Here is a 17,362-nt window from a genome sequence, read left to right as displayed (position 1 = left end):
CACACGGTGCATTGCTGGCACATCTGCTGAACAAGCCTGTCGCATCCAGGAGATCTCCATTATCGTGCCTCGGAATGACTCAACCTATCCCATCCAAAGTTCTCGAGCTAGCCGTCGGATTGCAACCTCAGCTGGTCTGGACCAATGAACGCGGCGGCGCCACGTATCGCGCCGGCACTCGCTTCATCAAATGGAATCCGCACGCCACTCGGCTCGATCTCGATAAGGAACGAGTCCGGCTGCAATGGGCAGCGCGCTACCACAATGTTCCTGAAGTGCTGGACTGGGGCTCGAACGAGGACGCTCAGTGGCTGGTCACTGCGGCGCTCGCCGGCACCGGCGCCGTGATGGAACCCTGGATCTCTCAACCGCTGGTCGCGGCGCGCGCCATCGGACGCGGCTTGCGGATACTTCACGAAACACTGCCGGTCGCTGAATGTCCGTTCGAATGGTCGCCCGAAAAACGCACGGGGCATCGTGTTCCATCGGATGAGCTCGGCGTGCCGCCCATCGATCGCTTGGTCGTATGTCACGGCGATCCCTGTTCGCCAAACACCATCATCGGCGCAGACGGCAACCCCGTCGGCCACGTCGATCTCGGCTCGCTCGGCATCGCCGATCGCTGGGCCGACCTGGCGGTGGCGAGCATCAATCTCGATTACAACTACGGCCCCGGTTGGGAACAGGAATTCTTCCGCGCCTACGACATCGAGCCCGACCCGAAGCGCATTGCCTACTATCGTTTTCTCTGGGACAACGAAGACAAGATCGGCGTCTCTACGGCAGAAGGATCTTTGGCATGACGAAACATCGCCCGAAAATCGCGCGCTTGTTATTGGCTTACGTCATTGGATGGATTGCGCTGACGCCCGCGCACAGTGAGCCGGCTGCAGAATCGGTCACGCCGCTCATGCGGCAGATGGCCGGCAAGTGGAGCGTCGAGCCCAAAATGTGGCCGGGAGCGGACGCCAAAGCGATTGAATTGCCGAAAGCGACCGCGCAGCGACGCATCGTGAGCGACGCGTTTCTGCAGGAAGAGATGACGCCCGCCGGCGGATCGCAGCAGGAGGCCTTCACGCGCATCGCCTATGTCAGCTTCAACACGATCAACCAGCAGTACGAATACTTTTCGCTGGACAGTCGCTTGCCTCAGATGATGAGTTACACCCTGCCCGGCGCCAATCAAGCACGCGACGGACAAATCGAACTGCGCGGAACCAGCTTTGTCGCTCCGTCCTGGGGCGACGCCAAGAACGTGCCGTTCATGTACCGCCTCACCATCAGCGCAGTCGAGAGCGGCCGGCAGGTCGTGCGCTTGTTCCTCAAGGAGCAGCGGCCGCAGGCCAAGGAGTTCCTGGCCTTCGAATATCTCTATATCCGGCAGCCCTGACTCAAGTCGACGGCAACAACCGACGCCAGAACTGACGAAGCGTCCCTGCCGAGGAGGATCGTACGACCGGCGCGGGCCGGCCCACGAACACCTGTTTGCGAGCGCTGTGCGCCGCTTGGTTGGCGGGTTCGCCGTAGATCGCGCGACCCTCGTATACCTGTTCCACCAGCTGCAAGCCCGCGTTCTCCAACCGAGCGAGCTGCTCGTCGCTCACTTGACGTTCGAACACACCGGTGGCCGTTTGCCATTCCCACACTGTGCGGCCATCGTCGAACACTGCGCGACCGGACTTCCGGTTCGATACCGGCGCCGACGCCCGTTTCTCACCCGACTGACTCATGACCTCTCCCATTCTTCTTTATCCGGCGGACCCGCGAGCACGTCGTGCCCGTTGCTGGTCAGGTATCTCACCGGTTGCAGAGGTTATCGTTGCGTAAGGGAAAATCATGGATGAGACCAACCCTGAATGGCCCCCTAAGGTCGAGTATCAAGCGAGGCTCAATGCGGATCCTCCCCAGACTGACGGCGGCCCCTTGCCGCGGCAGCGGCAATCCATTGCCGCATTGCTCAATCAACGCTGGCTTTTGAGCGAGCGAAGTCGCGCGGCGTGACTCCGGTCATGCGCCGGAACGTGCGGGTCAGGTAACTCTGATCGCAAAAGCCCAGCGCCGCTGCGATCTCGCAGACCGGCCGATCGTTCTGTAACAGCTAGCGTTGACAGCGGATGACGTCGATAGTCATCCAGGGTCGCGGCGGCGAACACCCCAGAAGGAGCGGACCACGCATCGCCCGATCGGGGAAGTGACGGCTGCTCGCGCGGCATCATCGAGGTGCGACGTCTCGCAGCTCATGGCCGGCGGCCAGGCAGGCGCTCTTCACTTCTTCCTTGATGATCTGCGCCAGCCGCAACGCGCCCGGCCCGGCGCCGTCGCGATCCGCAAACGCGAGGTACAGCGATTGCGTGCGTTGATTCATCTCCCGCATCGGCAGCAACTTCAGCTCGCCTTTCTGCAGCTCGGTGCGAATCTTGTCTTCGGGCAGCCACGAGAATCCGTAACCGCGCGACACCGCGCCAATCGAGGTCGCCATGTTGCTCACCGTCCAGCGACGCGCCACATCGAGCGTCAACGCCTTCTTGTCGCGCTTGGCGCTGCTATCGCGCACGATGATGTGACGGTGCTTGCGCAGATCGCGATATTCCACCGGCCGGCCGAGTTTGTGCAGCTCGTGATCCGGATGGGCAACGGCACTGCCACGCACCGTCATCAACTGCTCCGCCGGCAGCCCGGGCGGCACGATGCCGGTGATCGCCAGATCCACCTTGCCGGTACGTAACGCCTCGGGAGTGCCGTCGAGCACGGTCTCGAACCATTCGATGCGAGTCTGGGGACTTTCTTTGCCGAATCGATCCAGGCACTGAAACATCAGCCAGGTTGGAAACAGGATCTCCACCGCGATGGAGATCTCTGCTTCCCAGCCCGCCGAGGCCCGACCGGCGGCGCGCTCGATGGCGTCGGCCTCTTCGAGCAGCAGGCGCGCACGTCGATACAACATCTCGCCAACCGACGTGAGCCTGGCCTTGCGGCCCTGGATCTCGAAGGCCTTCACCTGCAATGTCGATTCGAGCTTCTGCACGGCATAGGTCACCGAGGATTGGCTCTTATGCAGCGCCTCCGCGGCGCGGGCGTAACCGCCGGCCTCGACGACCGCAATCAGGCAGCGCCACTGCTCCATGCTGATGTGAGGTAACCGCATGGTTGGCAAAGGATTTTTTGTCTCGGCCGGAGGTGTTCGAGTTGCCATCTATCGACTCATTCGATCAATTCTCGCGAATTATTCGGCTTTTTTATCGATCTACTCAATACTTAAATAGTGACCACTGAAAACAAAGCTGATTTGGAGGTCACATGAGCACGTTGCTACAGATCAATGCCAGCCTGGCCGGCGCCAGTGGCCAGTCATCCCGCCTGGCTCAGCGCTTCGTCGCTGACTGGCAGACCAAACATCCCGAAGGCCGCGTCATCACGCGCGACCTCGCGAGCGATCCGGTACCGCACCTGACGGCCGAGCGCTTCCAGGCTTTCCTGTCGCAGCCCGACGCTCGCACCGATGAACAGCGCGCACACGCTGCGTATTCGGATGCACTGATCGAGGAGATCAAGAACGCCGACACCATCGTGTTCGCCGTGCCGATGTACAACTTCAGCGTGCCCTCGACGCTGCGTGCGTACTTCGATCACATCGCCCGCGCTGGAGTGACGTTCCGCTACACCGCCAACGGTCCGGAAGGTTTGTTGAAGGGCAAGAAGGCGTACGTGTTCATCACTCGCGGCGGCTTCTACGCCGACGCGGCCGACACACAGACGCCGTACCTGAAGCAGTTCCTGGGCTTCATCGGTATCACCGATGTGAACTTCGTGTTCGCCGAGGGGCTGGGCATGGGCGAGGAGTCGCGCGAGAAGAGCCTGGCTCAGGCTCACAACGCGATTGGAGAGTTGCTCCCTCGCGCGGCGTAACCGCCGGTGGAATCGGCTAACGGACATCTTGACAGCCGCACGTTCGTCCACGAACGTGCGGCGCATGCGCGTCCTGCTGGTTGAAGATGACAACATGATCGGTCAGAGCCTGAGGCAGGCACTGGCCGAGAATGGGCTGACCGTCGATTGGGTGAAAGACGGCGTGCTGGCGCAAGATGCGCTGGCCCAGGGCGGCTATGCGGCCGTGTTGCTGGACCTCGGATTGCCACGTCGCTCGGGCCTCGAAGTCCTGCGGCGAGCCCGGCAGGACGGCGATCGCACCCCCATGCTCGTGCTGACTGCGAGGGACGGCGTCGACGATCGCGTCGAAGGTCTCGATGTCGGCGCGGATGATTATCTGGTGAAGCCCTTCGAGATGCGGGAACTGCTCGCTCGCATGCGAGCGATCGTTCGCCGCGTCGGCGGACACGCACAATCCACCATCGGCACGGCGCAAACCCAGCTGGATCTTTCCAGCCGCGAACTGACTCACGCCGGCGCCTCGATCCTGCTTTCCGCGAAGGAATTTCGTCTCATGCACGCGCTACTCGAACGGCCGGGCGCGATCCTGTCGCGCACTCAGCTCGAGGAGCGATTGTATGGCTGGGGCGAAGAAGTCAGCAGCAATGCGGTCGAAGTCCTCATCCACGGCGTACGACGCAAACTCGGTGCGGATGTGATCCGCAACGTCCGCGGGCTCGGCTGGCGCGTCAGCAAGGATGCGTCATGAGCAAAGATTCGCTGCGCAAACAACTGATGACCTGGCTGCTGCCGTTGTACGTGGTGGCGGCCATCGTGGCGGCGACCGTGACGTACTACGTGTACGGCAACATGGTCAGCGTCTTCATGGACAATCAGCTGCGCTTGTTTGCCGACTCGCACGCCGGCGCTTCCGGCTCGGCGCCGACGTTGCGTCCGCTCACCCGCCACAACGTGGTCGAGAAGGGCGACATGTTCGTGCAGGTCTGGGATCGCAGGCATCGGCTGGTCGCAACGTCGTGGCCAGAACTGGATCTGCAACGCCAACCTGCTCAAGGGTTTCACGACGTTACGATCGGCGACTCCCGCTGGCGCGTTTACACCTTGCAGTCGCCGGATCGCACCGTACAAAGCGCACAAAGCCTGCGCTTCCGCCGTCACCTGGTGAAGTCGCAGGCATTCCAGGTCGCGCTGCCCGTGCTGCTGATGATTCCAATCTCGGCCTGCTTCCTGTGGTTCGGCATGCGGCCGGCAGTTCGCCGGTTGGAACTGATTTCGCGGGCAGCGGCTCAACAGGACGAACATCGTTTGGCCGATCTTCCGGCTGAGCATGCGCCTTGTGAGATTCGGCCGCTGGTGCTCGCAGTAAATACGTTGCTCGCGCGTTTGCGGAATGCGTTCAGTGCACAGCGCCGGTTCGTGCAGGATGCGGCCCACGAGCTGCGCACGCCGATCACGGCGATGAGTTTGCAGCTGGAGAATTTGAAGTCCCGGATGCCGGACTCTGCCTCGACGGAACAACTGAAGCAGCTCGAAGCCGGCCTGGCGCGCACCAAGCGTCTCGTCGAGCAGCTGCTTCGCCTCGCACGCCAGGAATCGCCGCGGCCGGCGGATCCGCCGATTGCGATTCAGCTGGATGGGCTGCTGAAGTCGACCATCGCGGATTTCATGGTGCTCGCCGACAAGCGCCAGATCGATCTGGGCTATGCGGCCGATATCGATGCGACCGTGCACGCGAACGAGGACGAGCTGCGCAGTTTGATTCACAACTTGCTCGACAATGCTCTGCGCTACACACCGCCCGGCGGGATCGTCGACGTGACGCTGCACCGGGACACTGGCGTGGTGACCATCGAGATCGCCGACAACGGCACCGGCATCCCAACAGAGCTGCTGCCACGTGTCTTCGACCGCTTCTTCCGCATCGAAGGCGCGGAAACCGAAGGCAGCGGGCTCGGCCTTGCGATCGCCAAGAACGCGGCGGATCGCAATCGCATCGGCTTGGAGCTGATCAATCGCGTCGATGGCTCGGGATTGATCGCCCGGATGCGATTTGAAACGGCGAGCGTCACACCGCCGCCCGTCGCGAAGCCGGTGACCATGGATTCGGAAGAAACACCGCCCTCCCAAGAACTCGCTGCCGAAACCCAGCCGCCGCACTAAGTCTGCGCTAAGTCTCCTTCCCTATGCTGGTCTCGCCCCTCGGGAGACCGCCATGCACCTGCCTCGTCTTGCGCTGCTGACCTTCAGCGGCGTCGGCCTCTGTTACGCCGGAACCCTGGTTGCTCAAAATCACGACGACGCACACGACAAATCGTGGCAGGTCAGTGCCGGCGCCGGCGTGATCGCACGGCCCGATTTCCCGGGCAGCGACTCGGTCGAAGTGCTGCCGCTGCCGGCGCTCAATGTCACCTATGGCGACCGCTGGTTTCTGAATGCAGATGGGCTCGGTGCATATCTGGTCAGACGCAATCACAGCTCGTTGACGTTCTCGCTCGCTCCCGATGTCACACAGCGTGATGAATCCGATTCCTCTCACTTGCGCGGCCTCGGCGACGTGAACCGCACGGCCATCGCGCGACTCAAGGGCGCGTACAACCTCGGCCCCGTAACCGCGACTGCAGCCGTATCCACTGACATTGCCGATCAAGGCCATGGCACCGTCGCTGAACTCACATTGCAGAGTCGCGCCGATGTCACGCAACGATTCTCGCTGAACTACGGAATCGCTGCTCGCTGGATCGACGACGAGTATGCGAGAAGTTTTTTCGCCGTCGACCCGCAGCAAAGTCAAAGATCGGGGTTATCCGAGTATGAGGCACAGAGCGGCGTCGGCGACGCGCGGCTGTTCGTCAACGCCGTCTACGCCCTTAGCCCACGCTGGATCGTCGCCGCCGGCGCATCGGCGGCGCAGTTACAAGGCGACGCGAAGGACAGCCCCATCGCCGAAGACGACTCGTACTTTCAGTTCGATGCGGCGGTGATCTATCGGTTTTGACTCGGAGGCTCGAGTGATCAAACATGCCTTGGCAAGCCTTGCCAGCATCGCGCTGCCAATGATCAGCACTGCGGCGCCGGCCGCGCCCGACTACATCCCTGCAATCTGGCGCCAGCAATCACTCGAGTTCGCGTATCAAGGCACTACGACCGCGTACTCCTGCAACACGCTACAACGACGCCTCGAAGCCATCCTCCGCAGCGTCGGCGCGCGCGATGGGATCTCCATCGTCATGCAACGGTGCACGGACCAGGCGGATGCGCACATGCAAATTACGTTGGAGTCGCCGGTGGCAGCGACTGAAGCGAACATCGCCGCTGTGACTCAGCACACCAGCAGGGATCAGTTGCTCGCAAAGGTCCGGAATGAAGCGTTGCCGACGCCAGAGAACATCGAGCGCTTTGCCGCCGAATGGAAAACCGTTTCGATGTCCCGCGACAAAACGCTCAAGCTCGACTCGGGAGACTGTGAGCTGGTGAAGCAACTCCGCCGCGACGTGTTCCCGCGCCTGTCGATTCGCATCGTGCACGACAACCTGCGCTGCTCGGTGTTCGGCAGCCTGGGCCAGCCGCAGCTGTCAGTGACAGCCTTAGTCGCCGCACATACTGGCACTGATGGACCTTCGATTTCCGACCTTACAAAGCGCCGCTGACTTGAGGCATGGCCTGGAATCGGAATGCGCAGCGTAACCGATGAATCAGCGTGAGCTTACGGTCCAATCATCGGCATCACTGCGGACGCTGAGGGTTTCATCGGCCTTCAGGAACTCGGCCAGCGACGCCGGATCGGTTGCATCGAACACGCCATTGATCTTTCTCTCGGCGATTGCCGGATCTTCGATGCGAATCTGACGTGAGCTATATCGCGCAAACTCCGCGACAGCCGCCGACAGCGGCGTGTCTTCGAAAATCAGCCTCCGCTCCGTCCACGAAGTCACTTTCTCCGTATCACGCAGCGACAGGCGAATTGCTGGCTGAGCCTTCGCGACGATCAGTTGATCGCCGACCGCGAGCTCGAATTCGCTGATCGCCTTATGCGTTGCCGCCGCCGATCGCTCGGCGGCATCGCGCTGGTTGACTCGCACGCGACCCTCCAAAACCGTCACGATGGTGCGTGAGTCACTGGCCTTCACGTTGAACGCCGTGCCCACCGCGACAATGTCTGTCGCCCCGGTGCGCACTCGGAAGGGGCGGTGCGGGTCTTTCCAGACCCGGAAGATCGCTTCGCCTTCCAACAGCTCGATCGCTCGAAGGTCCGGTTTGAAGTGCGCGCGCAGTCGCGACTGACTGTTCAGCTCGACGACCGAGCCGTCTTCCAAAGTGATCGAGCGCTGTTCGCCGACCGCAGTCACATACTCGGGTGCAAGCCACTGCTCGAGCTGCGACCGGCCCGCGATCAATCCCACCAGAACGCACACGCAAGCAATCGCGGCGGCAACCGGCCATCGCACACTCTTGCGTTCAGATCGAGTTGCGATGACCTCCGGTTGAAAATCGAGCGCCGTGACATTCCCATCGCCACTCGCCTTCGCCGCCGCGATGAGCTCCGCCACATTGGCCTCGGGCCACAGCTCCCGCCGGTTCAGCCGCCCAGTGAGCCGACTCAGTCGTAAGAACTCATCGACGTGCTGACCCGACGCCCTCAGCCACGCAAAGAACTGCTGCCGCTCCGCTTCGGTGCAGTTCTCATCCGACAGCACCGACAGCCAGTGCGCGGCGCACTGCCGGGCGTGCGTCGTGGCTGGGTCTCGGGTGTTGTCTTGATCGGGTTGCATGCGTCAATCGAACTCGAAGTGCTCGCGGAGTTGCGCGTAACCGGTGGTCAACATTCTGCGGACCATCCGCGGCGTGATGCCCAGATGGCCGGCGATTTCATCGTGCGACATGTCCTCGCGCAGCTTCAGGTACACCACCGCTCGCACCATGGGTGTCATCGTCTGTAAAGCACCGTCGAGCTGCGCCTTGAACTGCGCGTCGTCGAGCAGCGATTCGGGCGTGGCCGCGGCGACCAGGCTTTCCAGCTCGGCGTCGCTGTGCGGCTTGGCGTGCACCGCTCGCATGCGCCATTCCTGCGCCACGTTGCTGGCGACTCGGTACAGGTACGCCTGCGGCTCCTTGATGTGCTCGATCTGCTCGACCCGGAGCAGGCGGACATAGACCTCCTGCGCCAGGTCCTCCGGGTCGATGCGGCCGGGCAGGCGGCGGCGCAGATAGCGCGTCAGGCCCGCGTTCCAGTGGCGGGCCCACTCGGCGATGCGTTGGCTGCGGCCGGAGGGCATGTCTGCGGACGTTTCCCGGATGGCTTCTGGGGAGTTCTGGGGCTATGAGGGGGTCAGGGCCAAAAGCTGCCTCCGAGCATAAGATTTATCGCATGAGCGTGCTATTTCCGCGGACGGCCCCGGCGTACCTTGGCCCCATCGAAAACGAGGAGCCGACCATGCAGAACATCCGACGCAGTAACGAACGCGGCTATGCCGATCACGGCTGGCTGAAGTCGTTCCACACCTTTTCGTTTGCCGACTACTACGACCCCCGGCACATCGAGTTCGGCGCCCTGCGCGTGATCAACGAAGATCGGGTCGCGGCCGGCGCGGGCTTCGGGACGCACGGGCATCGGGACATGGAGATCATCAGCTATGTGCTCGATGGCGAGCTGGCGCACAAGGATTCGATGGGCACGGGCGAGACCATCCGTCCCGGCGATGTCCAGCGCATGAGCGCGGGCCGCGGCGTGACGCACAGTGAGTTCAACCCGTCGAGCGAGAAGCCGGTGCATTTCCTGCAGATCTGGATCCAGCCGAATCAGAAGGGGGTGCAGCCGAGCTACGAGCAGAAGCACTTTCCGGAGAACGAGAAGCGCGGCAAGTTGCGACTGATCGCGTCGCCCGATGGGGCGAACGGCTCGGTCAGCATTCACCAGGATGCGAAGGTGTACGCCGGTTTGCTGGATGGCGACGAGAAGGTTGAGTTGCCGATCGCCGCCGATCGTCAGGTGTATTTGCACTTGGCGCGCGGCAAGGTGACTGCGAATGGCAACGTGCTCAACGCCGGTGATGCGCTGGCGCTGACCGACACGGCGGCGTTGTCCCTGACTGATGGCCACGGCGCCGAGGTGATAGTGTTCGATCTGCAGCGAGCCAGTGGAGTGCGGCAGTGACGATCGAGTTGATGATTCCTGCACGGCGCAAGGACCTGGGCGGCTTCGAAGTCGGCCGGGTCCTGCCCTGGACCAAGCGGCGCATGGTCGGGCCGTTTATTTTTTTCGACCACATGGGGCCGGTGAATTTTCCGCCTCATGTGCCGCGCAAGACCGATGTGAGGCCGCACCCTCACATCGGGCTCTCCACCATCACGTATCTCTACGATGGCGAGATCGTGCACCGGGACAGTGTCGGGTTTCATCAGACCATCCGGCCGGGTGAAGTGAACTGGATGACGGCCGGCAGCGGCATCAGTCATTCGGAGCGGTTCGACAGCATTCGTGAGCTGGGCGGCTCGATGCACGGCATTCAGGCGTGGGTCGCCTTGCCGGAGTCGGTGGAAGAAACATCGCCGGGCTTCGTGCACTTCGATGCGAATCAGTTGCCGTCGCACGCGGACAGGGGATTGAGCATCAAGGTGATCGCGGGCTCGGCCTATGGATTGACGAGTCCGGTGACGACGCATTCGCCGTTGTTCTATGTGCATCTCGAATTGGATGCGGGGCGTACGACGGATGTGTGCGGCGGGTACAGCGAGCGTGCGATCTATGTCGCGAAGGGTTCGGTTCGCATTGAAGGCGAGCAGTACGAGGCGGGGCAGATGGCGGTGCTGTCGCCGGGTACGATGCCGTCGATCACGGCAATCGAGCCGTCGATTGTGATGTTGCTCGGTGGCGAGGCGGTCGGGCCGCGGCACATCTGGTGGAATTTTGTGTCGTCCAGCCAGGAGCGGATCGAGCAGGCGAAGGCGGATTGGAAGGCCGGGCGGATCGAGTTGCCGGTCGGGGATGATCAGGAGTTCATTCCGCTGCCGGAGGATCCGCCGCTGCCCAAGCCGGAGCCGATGTCGTAAGAGTTTTAAGAGGCTCGCAGTGTCGGTTGGGGCGAGCCTCTTACTCCGCCAGCTTCGGATACATCGCCAGCAACTTCCTCAACACGCCGTTGGTCCACCCGAAGCCGTCCTGCAACGGATACTCCCCACCTCCACCGGCCTTATCCGCAACGACGTCGTACTTCTCCACCAGCTTGCCGGTCTCCTTGAACACCTGCAGGTTCTTCCCGACCCAACGCTGCGCGATCGTGGCGGCGAGCTGCTCCTCTGCGTAATTCTGCAGCCCCTTGATCGCCAGCCACTGCAGCGGCGCCCAGCCATTGGGCGCATCCCACTGCTCGCCTGTCACGAGCGTAGTCGTTACCACGCCGTGGGGCTTCAGCAAGCTCGTACGCACAGTGTTCGCAATGGACTTCGCTTGATCCTTGCTCGCAACCATGAAGTACAGCGGATACACCGTTGCCGCCGTCACTTGCGAATTGGGCCGCTTCGCCCGCCAGTCATAGTCGGTGAACGCGCCCGCCTTCGCATTCCACAGATACTTCGTCATCGCCGCCTGCCTGCTCGCGGCTTTCGCTTTCATGTCCGCAGCGCATGCCGGGTCGGCGGTGACTTCACAGCCCTTGGCGATCGTCAGCTCCAACTGATACAGCAAGCTATTCAGATCCGGCGGGATCAGGTCCGTCGTGTGAATGGTCGCGAGCGTCTTGCCTGCAAACCAGCGTGAGCTGAAATCCCAACCGCTCTCGGCGGCCGCGCGCAGGTTGCGATAGATCTCCGGCGAACCCGGACCTGCCTCTTTCGCTGTAGCAACGTCTTCTTTGAAAGCTTCCTCACGCGGCACGTTGCGATCGTCGAAGTAGCGATTCAACAACGTGCCATCCGGCAGCTTCACGACACGCCGGTGCGCGGAGCCTGCCTTCAGGGCTTCAGCGCCGTCCATCCAGAACTGATATTCGCGAATCAGCTGCGGCAGATATTTCTTGTAGATCGTCTCGCCTTCTTCATCGGCCGCCAGCTCGATCATCGCGGCGAAGAACGGCGGCTGGGAGCGGCTGAGGAAATAGCTGCGATTGCCATTGGGGATGTGGCCGAACTGGTCGATCAGCCAGCCGAAGTTGGCGATCATGTCCATGGTCAGGTCGTGCCGGCCGCTTTCCTCCAGCCCCTGCATGGTGAAGTACGAGTCCCAGTAGTAGATCTCGTTGAAGCGTCCGCCCGGCACAATGTAGCGATACGGTAGCGCGATTCGCGACGTGTACTCCCGTTGATCCTCGGGCTTGCGCTCGAGCACCTTCCACAGCGCGTCGATGTGCTGGCGAACGTCCTGCCCGGCGACGGTGTGGAAATCGGCAGCGACGTTCGGCGGCGGCGAGAAGCGCTCGGCGACAAATTTCTTCAGGTCGAAACCCGGTTGGCCCTTGAGCTGGCGATATTCGCTCAGGATCTGCTCGGGCGGGCGGTTCGGCAGAGCGTCGGTGAACGCCTTGCTGTCGGGAAACACGGCGTTGAGCTGCACGTCCTTGAACAGCTCGCCATAAACATCAGCCGGCGTGGGCACGGCCTCCTGCGCCGACGCGACCGCCGCGCCAGCCAACCAAACACCCATGCAAGCGACTCTCAGAACTCGTTGAAGCATGCCTCGCAGTGTCAACCGGGACGGCGGACACTGCAAGGCGCAAGAATCGCAATTCATCCTCAGGGCCAACGGTACGTCACCGAGCCCATGAACGAGCGGCCGAACAACGGGCGCACCATATAAATGTTGCCGATCCCGCCCGAGCCCACGTCGGTGCGCGGATTGCCTTCGGTCAAGCCGATCTCGTCGGTGAGATTGTCGCCGGTCACCTGGAAGGTCCAGTTGGCGCCGACATCGAACATCACGCCCGCGTCGAGCTTGTTGTACTTCGGCAGCACGATGCTGTTCTCGTCGTTGGCAAAACGTTTGCCCGCGTACGTATACGTGAAGTACGCGCGCGCCGCGCCGTCCATGAATGTGTATGTCGGCGTGATTCGCGCCATGGTCTTCGGAATGCGACGAATCACGTTTCCGGTGTTGCCCGCCGCCGCGCCCGTGAATCCTTGGTACGTCGGATCCTGTTGAGTGATGCTGAACCGAATGCCCAGCGCGTCGATGGGCTGGAACTCGCCTTCGAGCTCAATGCCGCGCGTGCGCGTCTCCGCCCGACGCACGATCGTCTGGCCGTTGGACAGAATGTCCTGGAACGGCACGTTGTCGAACTCGGTCTGGAACAACGTAGCGAACACCACCAGCGTTTCGATCGAAGCCTTGTAGCCCAGCTCGATATTCGTCACCTGATCCTTCACCAGCACGCCGTTACGCACATCGTCGAAGTGCGGCAACTTGGCCGAGTCGGTGTAGTGGCCGAACATCCCGTGCTGCGGCGTGAACTCGTAGTTGAAGCCGATGGAGAAGCCGGTGTTGTCGAAATCCTCATCGACGGTGCTGCGATTCGCGCCGATCAAAGAAACGCCGCGGTCGTAAGTGGTCGCCGGGTTGCCGTCGAGATCGGTGGGCACGCCGGGCGCCACTTCCTGCGAGCCCGCGCGGATCGTGCCTTCGATATCTTGCGTGTCGTAGCGAACGCCGAAATCGAAACGCAACGCATCCGTGACTTGCCACTCGTCGGCGGCGTACAGCGAATACGCCATCGCGTCGTAGTCGGTGAGCAAGTTGAAGGTCGAGTACTTCGTGAAGCCGTTCGCGTCAGTCACGCCGGTCAGCGCAAGGCGACGCGGCCGGTCGCTCACGTCCATGAGCAGCGAATTGCCGAGACTCCACGCGTCCTTCATCGAGTAATCGGCGACATACAAACCGAACGTCACCGCATGAGTATCGAGATGCAGGTTCAGGCGCAGATCGTCCTGAATCGCGTCGTATTCCTTGTTCACAACCCAGTGCCCGTGCTCCTGCACCAGCTGATTCGCTGCGTACGGCGTGCCGGTCGATAGCACACTGTAATTTGCAGCCACGCCCAGATCAGCCGCGAAATCCGCGCCTGTTTCGGGAGGATCGCCCGGGAAGATGCCGTCGAAGCGCACTTCGCCGTCGGTATAGCGCAGCAGGTTGGTCATCGAGACCGTGTCGTTGAACTGCCAGTTGAGCTTGCCGCCAAGGGTAGCGAGCTGCGGATGAATGCCGTCCTCCAGATTCGAGCCCCGCAGGCCAACTTCCGCAGCAGTCACGGGCAAACCCGCGCGAGCCAGGTCTTCGCTGTGCAGGGAATACGTGCCCGCGTCGGCGCCATTCACACCGCGCGGATCGGATGGACTGCCGGTCAAAGGAATGGGCACGACAAACATCGAACGATCGTCGATGTACTTGCCGAAGAACTCGATGCTCCCGTTGTCGAAGCTGCGGCCGACCTTGACGCGGAACTGACCGCCTTCATCCGCGGTGTAACCCGGATCCCGAATGCCGTCCGAGGTGCGGTAGTAACCACCGAGTGCGATGCCCCAGTCGTCGCCGAGCGGTGCGCTCCAAGCGACATCGCCGCGATACATGCCGTAATCGCTGAAACCGAGCTTTACCGAGCCGCGTGCGGAATCTTTTGCTGATTGCGTCACGAAGTTCACCGTGCCGCCGACCGCGCCAGCGGTGAAGATCGGCGCGGTGCCGCCACGAAGCGCTTCGACGCGCTCGATGGTGTCGTCGACACGGACGAATTGATCGGGGTTGTAGAACGACAGCTCGAAGACGGGATAGATCGGAATGCCGTCTTCCATCAGGCCGACGTAGCGATAGCCGCCGTCCTGGATGATGCCGCGAGCAAACACGTTGCCTTGAGTCGTGCCGGCCGTCGATTCGACCCAGAAGCCGGGCACCGCCGAAATCAGATCTGCGGAGCTGGACGGCGCCTGTTGCGCGATGTCTTCGGCGTTGAACGTGGAGATCGCGACGCTCGAATCGAATTTGGTGCGCTCGGCCACCGCCGTGCCGGTGACAATCACCTCTTCCACGCCGAACAACGAATCTGCCGGGGCTTGCTCGCCTGCGCCGCCTTGCTCTTGCGCTTGAGGCAACGGCGCCGGCGCAGTCTCCGTCGCTTGAGCGAGGCGCATCGGTGCGGCCATCGACGTCCGTTGTATGGAAGCTTCGGGGCGCGCGGGCGCGTCGGTGCTGATCGCGATCGTCTTGGCGTTGACGCGCCGATATTTCAGGCCGGTGTTCTCGAGCAGCCGCTGCAGAGCTTCCTGACGTGTATAGGAGCCGCTCAGAGCGGGCGCTTCACGACCCTTGCCGATTTCGGAATAGAACACGACCTGATCGCCGCTCTGTTGCGCATATTCACGCAATGCCTGCGACAGCGGCTGAGCGGCGATGTTGAATTCCTGGCGCGTCTGGTCGGTGCTGGTTGGATTCGTCTGAGCCAGCGCGCCGGCCGACGCGACGGCCAGCAGCGATGCGATGATTGCACGCAGCATGTATCCCCCGATTAGAGTTGTGGCGGGCTCGTCAACGAGCCGTTGCCAGCTATGAGGGGGTTACCCCAAAAGTCTGCCCTTGTTCGATTGACGCGGGTACATCCATGTACCTGAGGTGGCCTCTATCACGCGCAGCTCAATAGTGAGGCGGTCGCTCTTGTTCAGCGGTATACACGGTTTGTTCCGTCATCGCGGCCTCCATTTTGCCGTTCAGCACGGCCAGCTCGGCGCGCAGCGCGTCGATTTCCTGTTGCTGGCGATACACGACTTCGCTCAGGTCGTTGTTGGCGCGCTCCAGATAAGCGATCTTCAATTCGATGCGCTCGATGAATTCGGCATTCATGCCGGCAACTTCACTCATCCGACTGCCCTCAGCACCGGTTTGGGCAGCGAGAAACTGAACGTCGCGCCCTTGTCTGGCTCCGCCCTGGCCCACACTTCGCCGCCGTGGCGCGTGACGATCCGTTGCACGATGGCAAGGCCCACGCCCGAGCCTGGATATTCACGCGCGCCGTGCAGCCGGCGGAATACCCCGAACAAGTTCGAGCTGAAGGCGCTGTCGAAGCCGACGCCGTTGTCGCGGATCTCGTAAACCAAGCGCTCGCCCTCCTCGTATCCCGACACGACGATGTGCGGGCTCTCGACCTTGCTCGTGTACTTCACGGCGTTGTCGAGCAAATTCACCCACACTTGCCGGATCAAACCCTCGTCGCCGCGCGCCGCCGGCAACTCGCCGATCTCGATGGTCGGCATCACTGCTTCATTCAAACGCGTGCTACGTGCTTGCTCCGCTGCATATCTCGCGAGCGTCGCCATGTCGAGCCGGCCGAACTCCAACGATTGACGGCCGCAACGCGCGAACTCGAGCAGGTCGTCGATGAGCGACGCCATGTGCGCAACGTTGGCGCGAATGCGTTGCAGATGGTGGCGCGTGTCGTTGCTGATGGTCTTGGTCTTGTCCTCCACCACCAATTGCGAAAATCCGTCGATCGCTCGCAACGGCGCGCGCAGATCGTGCGACACCGAGTATGAGAACCCTTCCAGATCGTTGTTCGCCGTGCGCAGCTCGTGCGCCTGTCGCTCCAACTCGACGTTGAGCTCACGAATCCGTTGCGTCGAGCGCTTCTGTTCTTCGAGCTGCACTTCCAGATCGAGCCGCGCTTGATTGGCGCGATCGCGCTCCTGGCGCAACTCTGCGGCGAGCGACTCGTTCTCGATGGCGAGCCGGATCTGACGCTCGATCGAATCGGTCTGGCGTTTGGCGATCACCAGCACCACCGGGATGTACACCATGAACGCGAGCGCGACCACCACTCGATCCCCGCCCAGCAGCAACTGCGTGACGATGTAGGGCAGGCAGAACGGAATCAGCAAACACGCATAAGCCTTGCGCACCGGAGCCTGCGAACCCATGCCCGCCGCCGTACAGCCGATGAAGAACACGGACATCACGATCTCTCGGGTCGGGTCGTGCGGCAGGAGAAATGAGCCAGCGACGGACCAGGTCGCGCCGCCCAGGACAGCGGCCGCCAGCATCGCCCGGCGCCAGCGGTTGGTCTCGGCCCGGCCCCGCGGCTTGCGCAAATAAGTGGCGGCAATCCGCCAACGTAATAGCAACACCAACAACAGCGCGATGTACCAGACCAGGGCCGGCCCGGGACCGTAGTCCTCCATGGTCAACCAGACCATCATGGCGCCGATCACCACACTGGCGGTCAGCGGCGACGTGGTCAGACGGCACATGAGCGCGACCTGCTCGGCCAGGACGCGCTCCTCGATGTGCTCGCGATTGGAAAGATTGACGGCTTCGGCCATCCGGACAGGCTCCTTGGCCGTACCCATTTAACAGTGGCCTATTATGGATAGGCAATGCACTAACACAACTGGCCAAAGATGCGGATTACCGCCGGGATTTACCCCCTTACGGAGTGCAGGAGTAAGATGCGCGCTCGTGCGGAACCTTGCCGTTCCAGCGCGATTGTCCGGAAGACCAGGTTTAGGA

Annotated in this window: 18 protein-coding genes; 9 read left to right on the top strand and 9 right to left on the bottom strand. The window is 62.2% G+C overall.

Annotated elements, in window-relative coordinates; translation table 11 throughout:
- The first annotated feature begins 74 nt into the window (after positions 1-74).
- Complete coding sequence (locus EK373_RS07235) at positions 75-803, top strand: phosphotransferase (RefSeq protein ID WP_129642031.1); 729 nt, start codon at positions 75-77, stop codon at positions 801-803.
- A complete protein-coding gene (locus EK373_RS07230) occupies positions 800-1,390 on the top strand; it encodes a DUF1579 family protein (RefSeq protein WP_129642030.1) in 591 nt (196 codons plus the stop codon). The genes EK373_RS07235 and EK373_RS07230 overlap by 4 nt, the downstream gene beginning before the upstream one ends.
- Before the next feature lies 1 nt (position 1,391).
- On the opposite strand, the gene EK373_RS07225 is transcribed toward EK373_RS07230, so the two are convergent.
- The 3 genes from EK373_RS07225 to EK373_RS07215 form a co-directional block, all read right to left on the bottom strand.
- On the bottom strand, positions 1,392-1,730 hold the full coding sequence (locus tag EK373_RS07225) for a hypothetical protein (RefSeq protein ID WP_129642029.1): 339 nt from the start codon (positions 1,728-1,730) through the stop codon (positions 1,392-1,394).
- A gap of 227 nt (positions 1,731-1,957) precedes the next feature.
- A complete protein-coding gene (locus tag EK373_RS34220) occupies positions 1,958-2,098 on the bottom strand; it encodes a helix-turn-helix domain-containing protein (RefSeq protein ID WP_129643402.1) in 141 nt (46 codons plus the stop codon).
- A gap of 114 nt (positions 2,099-2,212) precedes the next feature.
- Positions 2,213-3,193, bottom strand: a complete 981-nt coding sequence (locus EK373_RS07215) for a LysR family transcriptional regulator (RefSeq protein WP_232831037.1) — start codon at positions 3,191-3,193, stop codon at positions 2,213-2,215.
- Positions 3,194-3,297: 104 nt separating this feature from the next.
- On the opposite strand from EK373_RS07215, the gene EK373_RS07210 reads away from it, so the two are divergent.
- From EK373_RS07210 to EK373_RS07190, 5 genes are all read left to right on the top strand, one after another.
- Positions 3,298-3,906 (top strand): FMN-dependent NADH-azoreductase, encoded by a 609-nt coding sequence (locus tag EK373_RS07210; protein WP_129642028.1) that lies wholly within the window; start codon positions 3,298-3,300, stop codon positions 3,904-3,906.
- Positions 3,907-3,970: 64 nt separating this feature from the next.
- A complete protein-coding gene (locus tag EK373_RS07205) occupies positions 3,971-4,636 on the top strand; it encodes a response regulator transcription factor (RefSeq protein WP_129642027.1) in 666 nt (221 codons plus the stop codon).
- Positions 4,633-6,048 (top strand): ATP-binding protein, encoded by a 1,416-nt coding sequence (locus tag EK373_RS07200; protein ID WP_129642026.1) that lies wholly within the window; start codon positions 4,633-4,635, stop codon positions 6,046-6,048. The genes EK373_RS07205 and EK373_RS07200 overlap by 4 nt, the downstream gene beginning before the upstream one ends.
- Before the next feature lie 52 nt (positions 6,049-6,100).
- Positions 6,101-6,883, top strand: a complete 783-nt coding sequence (locus EK373_RS07195) for a MipA/OmpV family protein (protein ID WP_129642025.1) — start codon at positions 6,101-6,103, stop codon at positions 6,881-6,883.
- A gap of 13 nt (positions 6,884-6,896) precedes the next feature.
- Positions 6,897-7,535 carry a hypothetical protein gene (locus EK373_RS07190; RefSeq protein ID WP_129642024.1) on the top strand — a complete coding sequence of 213 codons (639 nt, stop codon included), beginning with the start codon at positions 6,897-6,899 and terminating at the stop codon, positions 7,533-7,535.
- A 45-nt stretch (positions 7,536-7,580) separates the two neighbouring features.
- Here EK373_RS07190 and EK373_RS07185 read toward each other — a convergent pair whose 3' ends face one another.
- Entirely contained in the window at positions 7,581-8,657 is a 1,077-nt protein-coding gene (locus EK373_RS07185; RefSeq protein ID WP_129642023.1) for a FecR family protein, read from the bottom strand.
- A 3-nt stretch (positions 8,658-8,660) separates the two neighbouring features.
- Positions 8,661-9,161 carry an RNA polymerase sigma factor gene (locus tag EK373_RS07180; protein ID WP_129642022.1) on the bottom strand — a complete coding sequence of 167 codons (501 nt, stop codon included), beginning with the start codon at positions 9,159-9,161 and terminating at the stop codon, positions 8,661-8,663.
- Positions 9,162-9,319: 158 nt separating this feature from the next.
- On the opposite strand from EK373_RS07180, the gene EK373_RS07175 reads away from it, so the two are divergent.
- Positions 9,320-10,039: a pirin family protein gene (locus EK373_RS07175; protein ID WP_129642021.1), complete on the top strand. Its 720-nt coding sequence runs from the start codon at positions 9,320-9,322 to the stop codon at positions 10,037-10,039.
- Positions 10,040-10,050: 11 nt separating this feature from the next.
- The gene (locus tag EK373_RS07170; RefSeq protein ID WP_129643396.1) at positions 10,051-10,935 is read left to right on the top strand and encodes a pirin family protein; all 885 of its coding nucleotides are present in this window, start codon (positions 10,051-10,053) and stop codon (positions 10,933-10,935) included.
- A gap of 40 nt (positions 10,936-10,975) precedes the next feature.
- On the opposite strand, the gene treF is transcribed toward EK373_RS07170, so the two are convergent.
- From treF to EK373_RS07150, 4 genes are all read right to left on the bottom strand, one after another.
- Positions 10,976-12,553 carry an alpha,alpha-trehalase TreF gene (gene treF, locus EK373_RS07165; protein ID WP_269813214.1) on the bottom strand — a complete coding sequence of 526 codons (1,578 nt, stop codon included), beginning with the start codon at positions 12,551-12,553 and terminating at the stop codon, positions 10,976-10,978.
- Between the two features lie 59 nt (positions 12,554-12,612).
- The gene (locus EK373_RS07160; protein WP_129642019.1) at positions 12,613-15,360 is read right to left on the bottom strand and encodes a TonB-dependent receptor domain-containing protein; all 2,748 of its coding nucleotides are present in this window, start codon (positions 15,358-15,360) and stop codon (positions 12,613-12,615) included.
- A 136-nt stretch (positions 15,361-15,496) separates the two neighbouring features.
- Positions 15,497-15,721: a SlyX family protein gene (locus EK373_RS07155; protein ID WP_129642018.1), complete on the bottom strand. Its 225-nt coding sequence runs from the start codon at positions 15,719-15,721 to the stop codon at positions 15,497-15,499.
- Entirely contained in the window at positions 15,718-17,175 is a 1,458-nt protein-coding gene (locus EK373_RS07150; RefSeq protein ID WP_198683122.1) for a sensor histidine kinase, read from the bottom strand. The genes EK373_RS07155 and EK373_RS07150 overlap by 4 nt, the downstream gene beginning before the upstream one ends.
- Between the last annotated feature and the right edge of the window lie 187 nt (positions 17,176-17,362).

This window comes from Peristeroidobacter agariperforans (genome assembly GCF_004138335.1).
Classification (GTDB): domain Bacteria; phylum Pseudomonadota; class Gammaproteobacteria; order Steroidobacterales; family Steroidobacteraceae; genus Steroidobacter; species Steroidobacter agariperforans.
This window is presented reverse-complemented; position numbering and strand designations above follow the sequence as displayed.

Bases quoted from the DNA above. Each gene is read 5' to 3' on its own strand.
- EK373_RS07235 (WP_129642031.1), top strand. From the start codon at position 75: ATGACTCAACCTATCCCATCCAAAGTTCTCGAGCTAGCCGTCGGATTG.
- EK373_RS07230 (WP_129642030.1), top strand. From the start codon at position 800: ATGACGAAACATCGCCCGAAAATCGCGCGCTTGTTATTGGCTTACGTC.
- EK373_RS07225 (WP_129642029.1), bottom strand. From the start codon at position 1,730: ATGAGTCAGTCGGGTGAGAAACGGGCGTCGGCGCCGGTATCGAACCGG.
- EK373_RS07215 (WP_232831037.1), bottom strand. From the start codon at position 3,193: ATGGCAACTCGAACACCTCCGGCCGAGACAAAAAATCCTTTGCCAACC.
- EK373_RS07210 (WP_129642028.1), top strand. From the start codon at position 3,298: ATGAGCACGTTGCTACAGATCAATGCCAGCCTGGCCGGCGCCAGTGGC.
- EK373_RS07205 (WP_129642027.1), top strand. From the start codon at position 3,971: ATGCGCGTCCTGCTGGTTGAAGATGACAACATGATCGGTCAGAGCCTG.
- EK373_RS07200 (WP_129642026.1), top strand. From the start codon at position 4,633: ATGAGCAAAGATTCGCTGCGCAAACAACTGATGACCTGGCTGCTGCCG.
- EK373_RS07195 (WP_129642025.1), top strand. From the start codon at position 6,101: ATGCACCTGCCTCGTCTTGCGCTGCTGACCTTCAGCGGCGTCGGCCTC.
- EK373_RS07185 (WP_129642023.1), bottom strand. From the start codon at position 8,657: ATGCAACCCGATCAAGACAACACCCGAGACCCAGCCACGACGCACGCC.
- EK373_RS07180 (WP_129642022.1), bottom strand. From the start codon at position 9,161: ATGCCCTCCGGCCGCAGCCAACGCATCGCCGAGTGGGCCCGCCACTGG.
- EK373_RS07175 (WP_129642021.1), top strand. From the start codon at position 9,320: ATGCAGAACATCCGACGCAGTAACGAACGCGGCTATGCCGATCACGGC.
- EK373_RS07170 (WP_129643396.1), top strand. From the start codon at position 10,051: ATGATTCCTGCACGGCGCAAGGACCTGGGCGGCTTCGAAGTCGGCCGG.
- treF (WP_269813214.1), bottom strand. From the start codon at position 12,553: ATGCTTCAACGAGTTCTGAGAGTCGCTTGCATGGGTGTTTGGTTGGCT.
- EK373_RS07160 (WP_129642019.1), bottom strand. From the start codon at position 15,360: ATGCTGCGTGCAATCATCGCATCGCTGCTGGCCGTCGCGTCGGCCGGC.
- EK373_RS07155 (WP_129642018.1), bottom strand. From the start codon at position 15,721: ATGAGTGAAGTTGCCGGCATGAATGCCGAATTCATCGAGCGCATCGAA.
- EK373_RS07150 (WP_198683122.1), bottom strand. From the start codon at position 17,175: ATGGCCGAAGCCGTCAATCTTTCCAATCGCGAGCACATCGAGGAGCGC.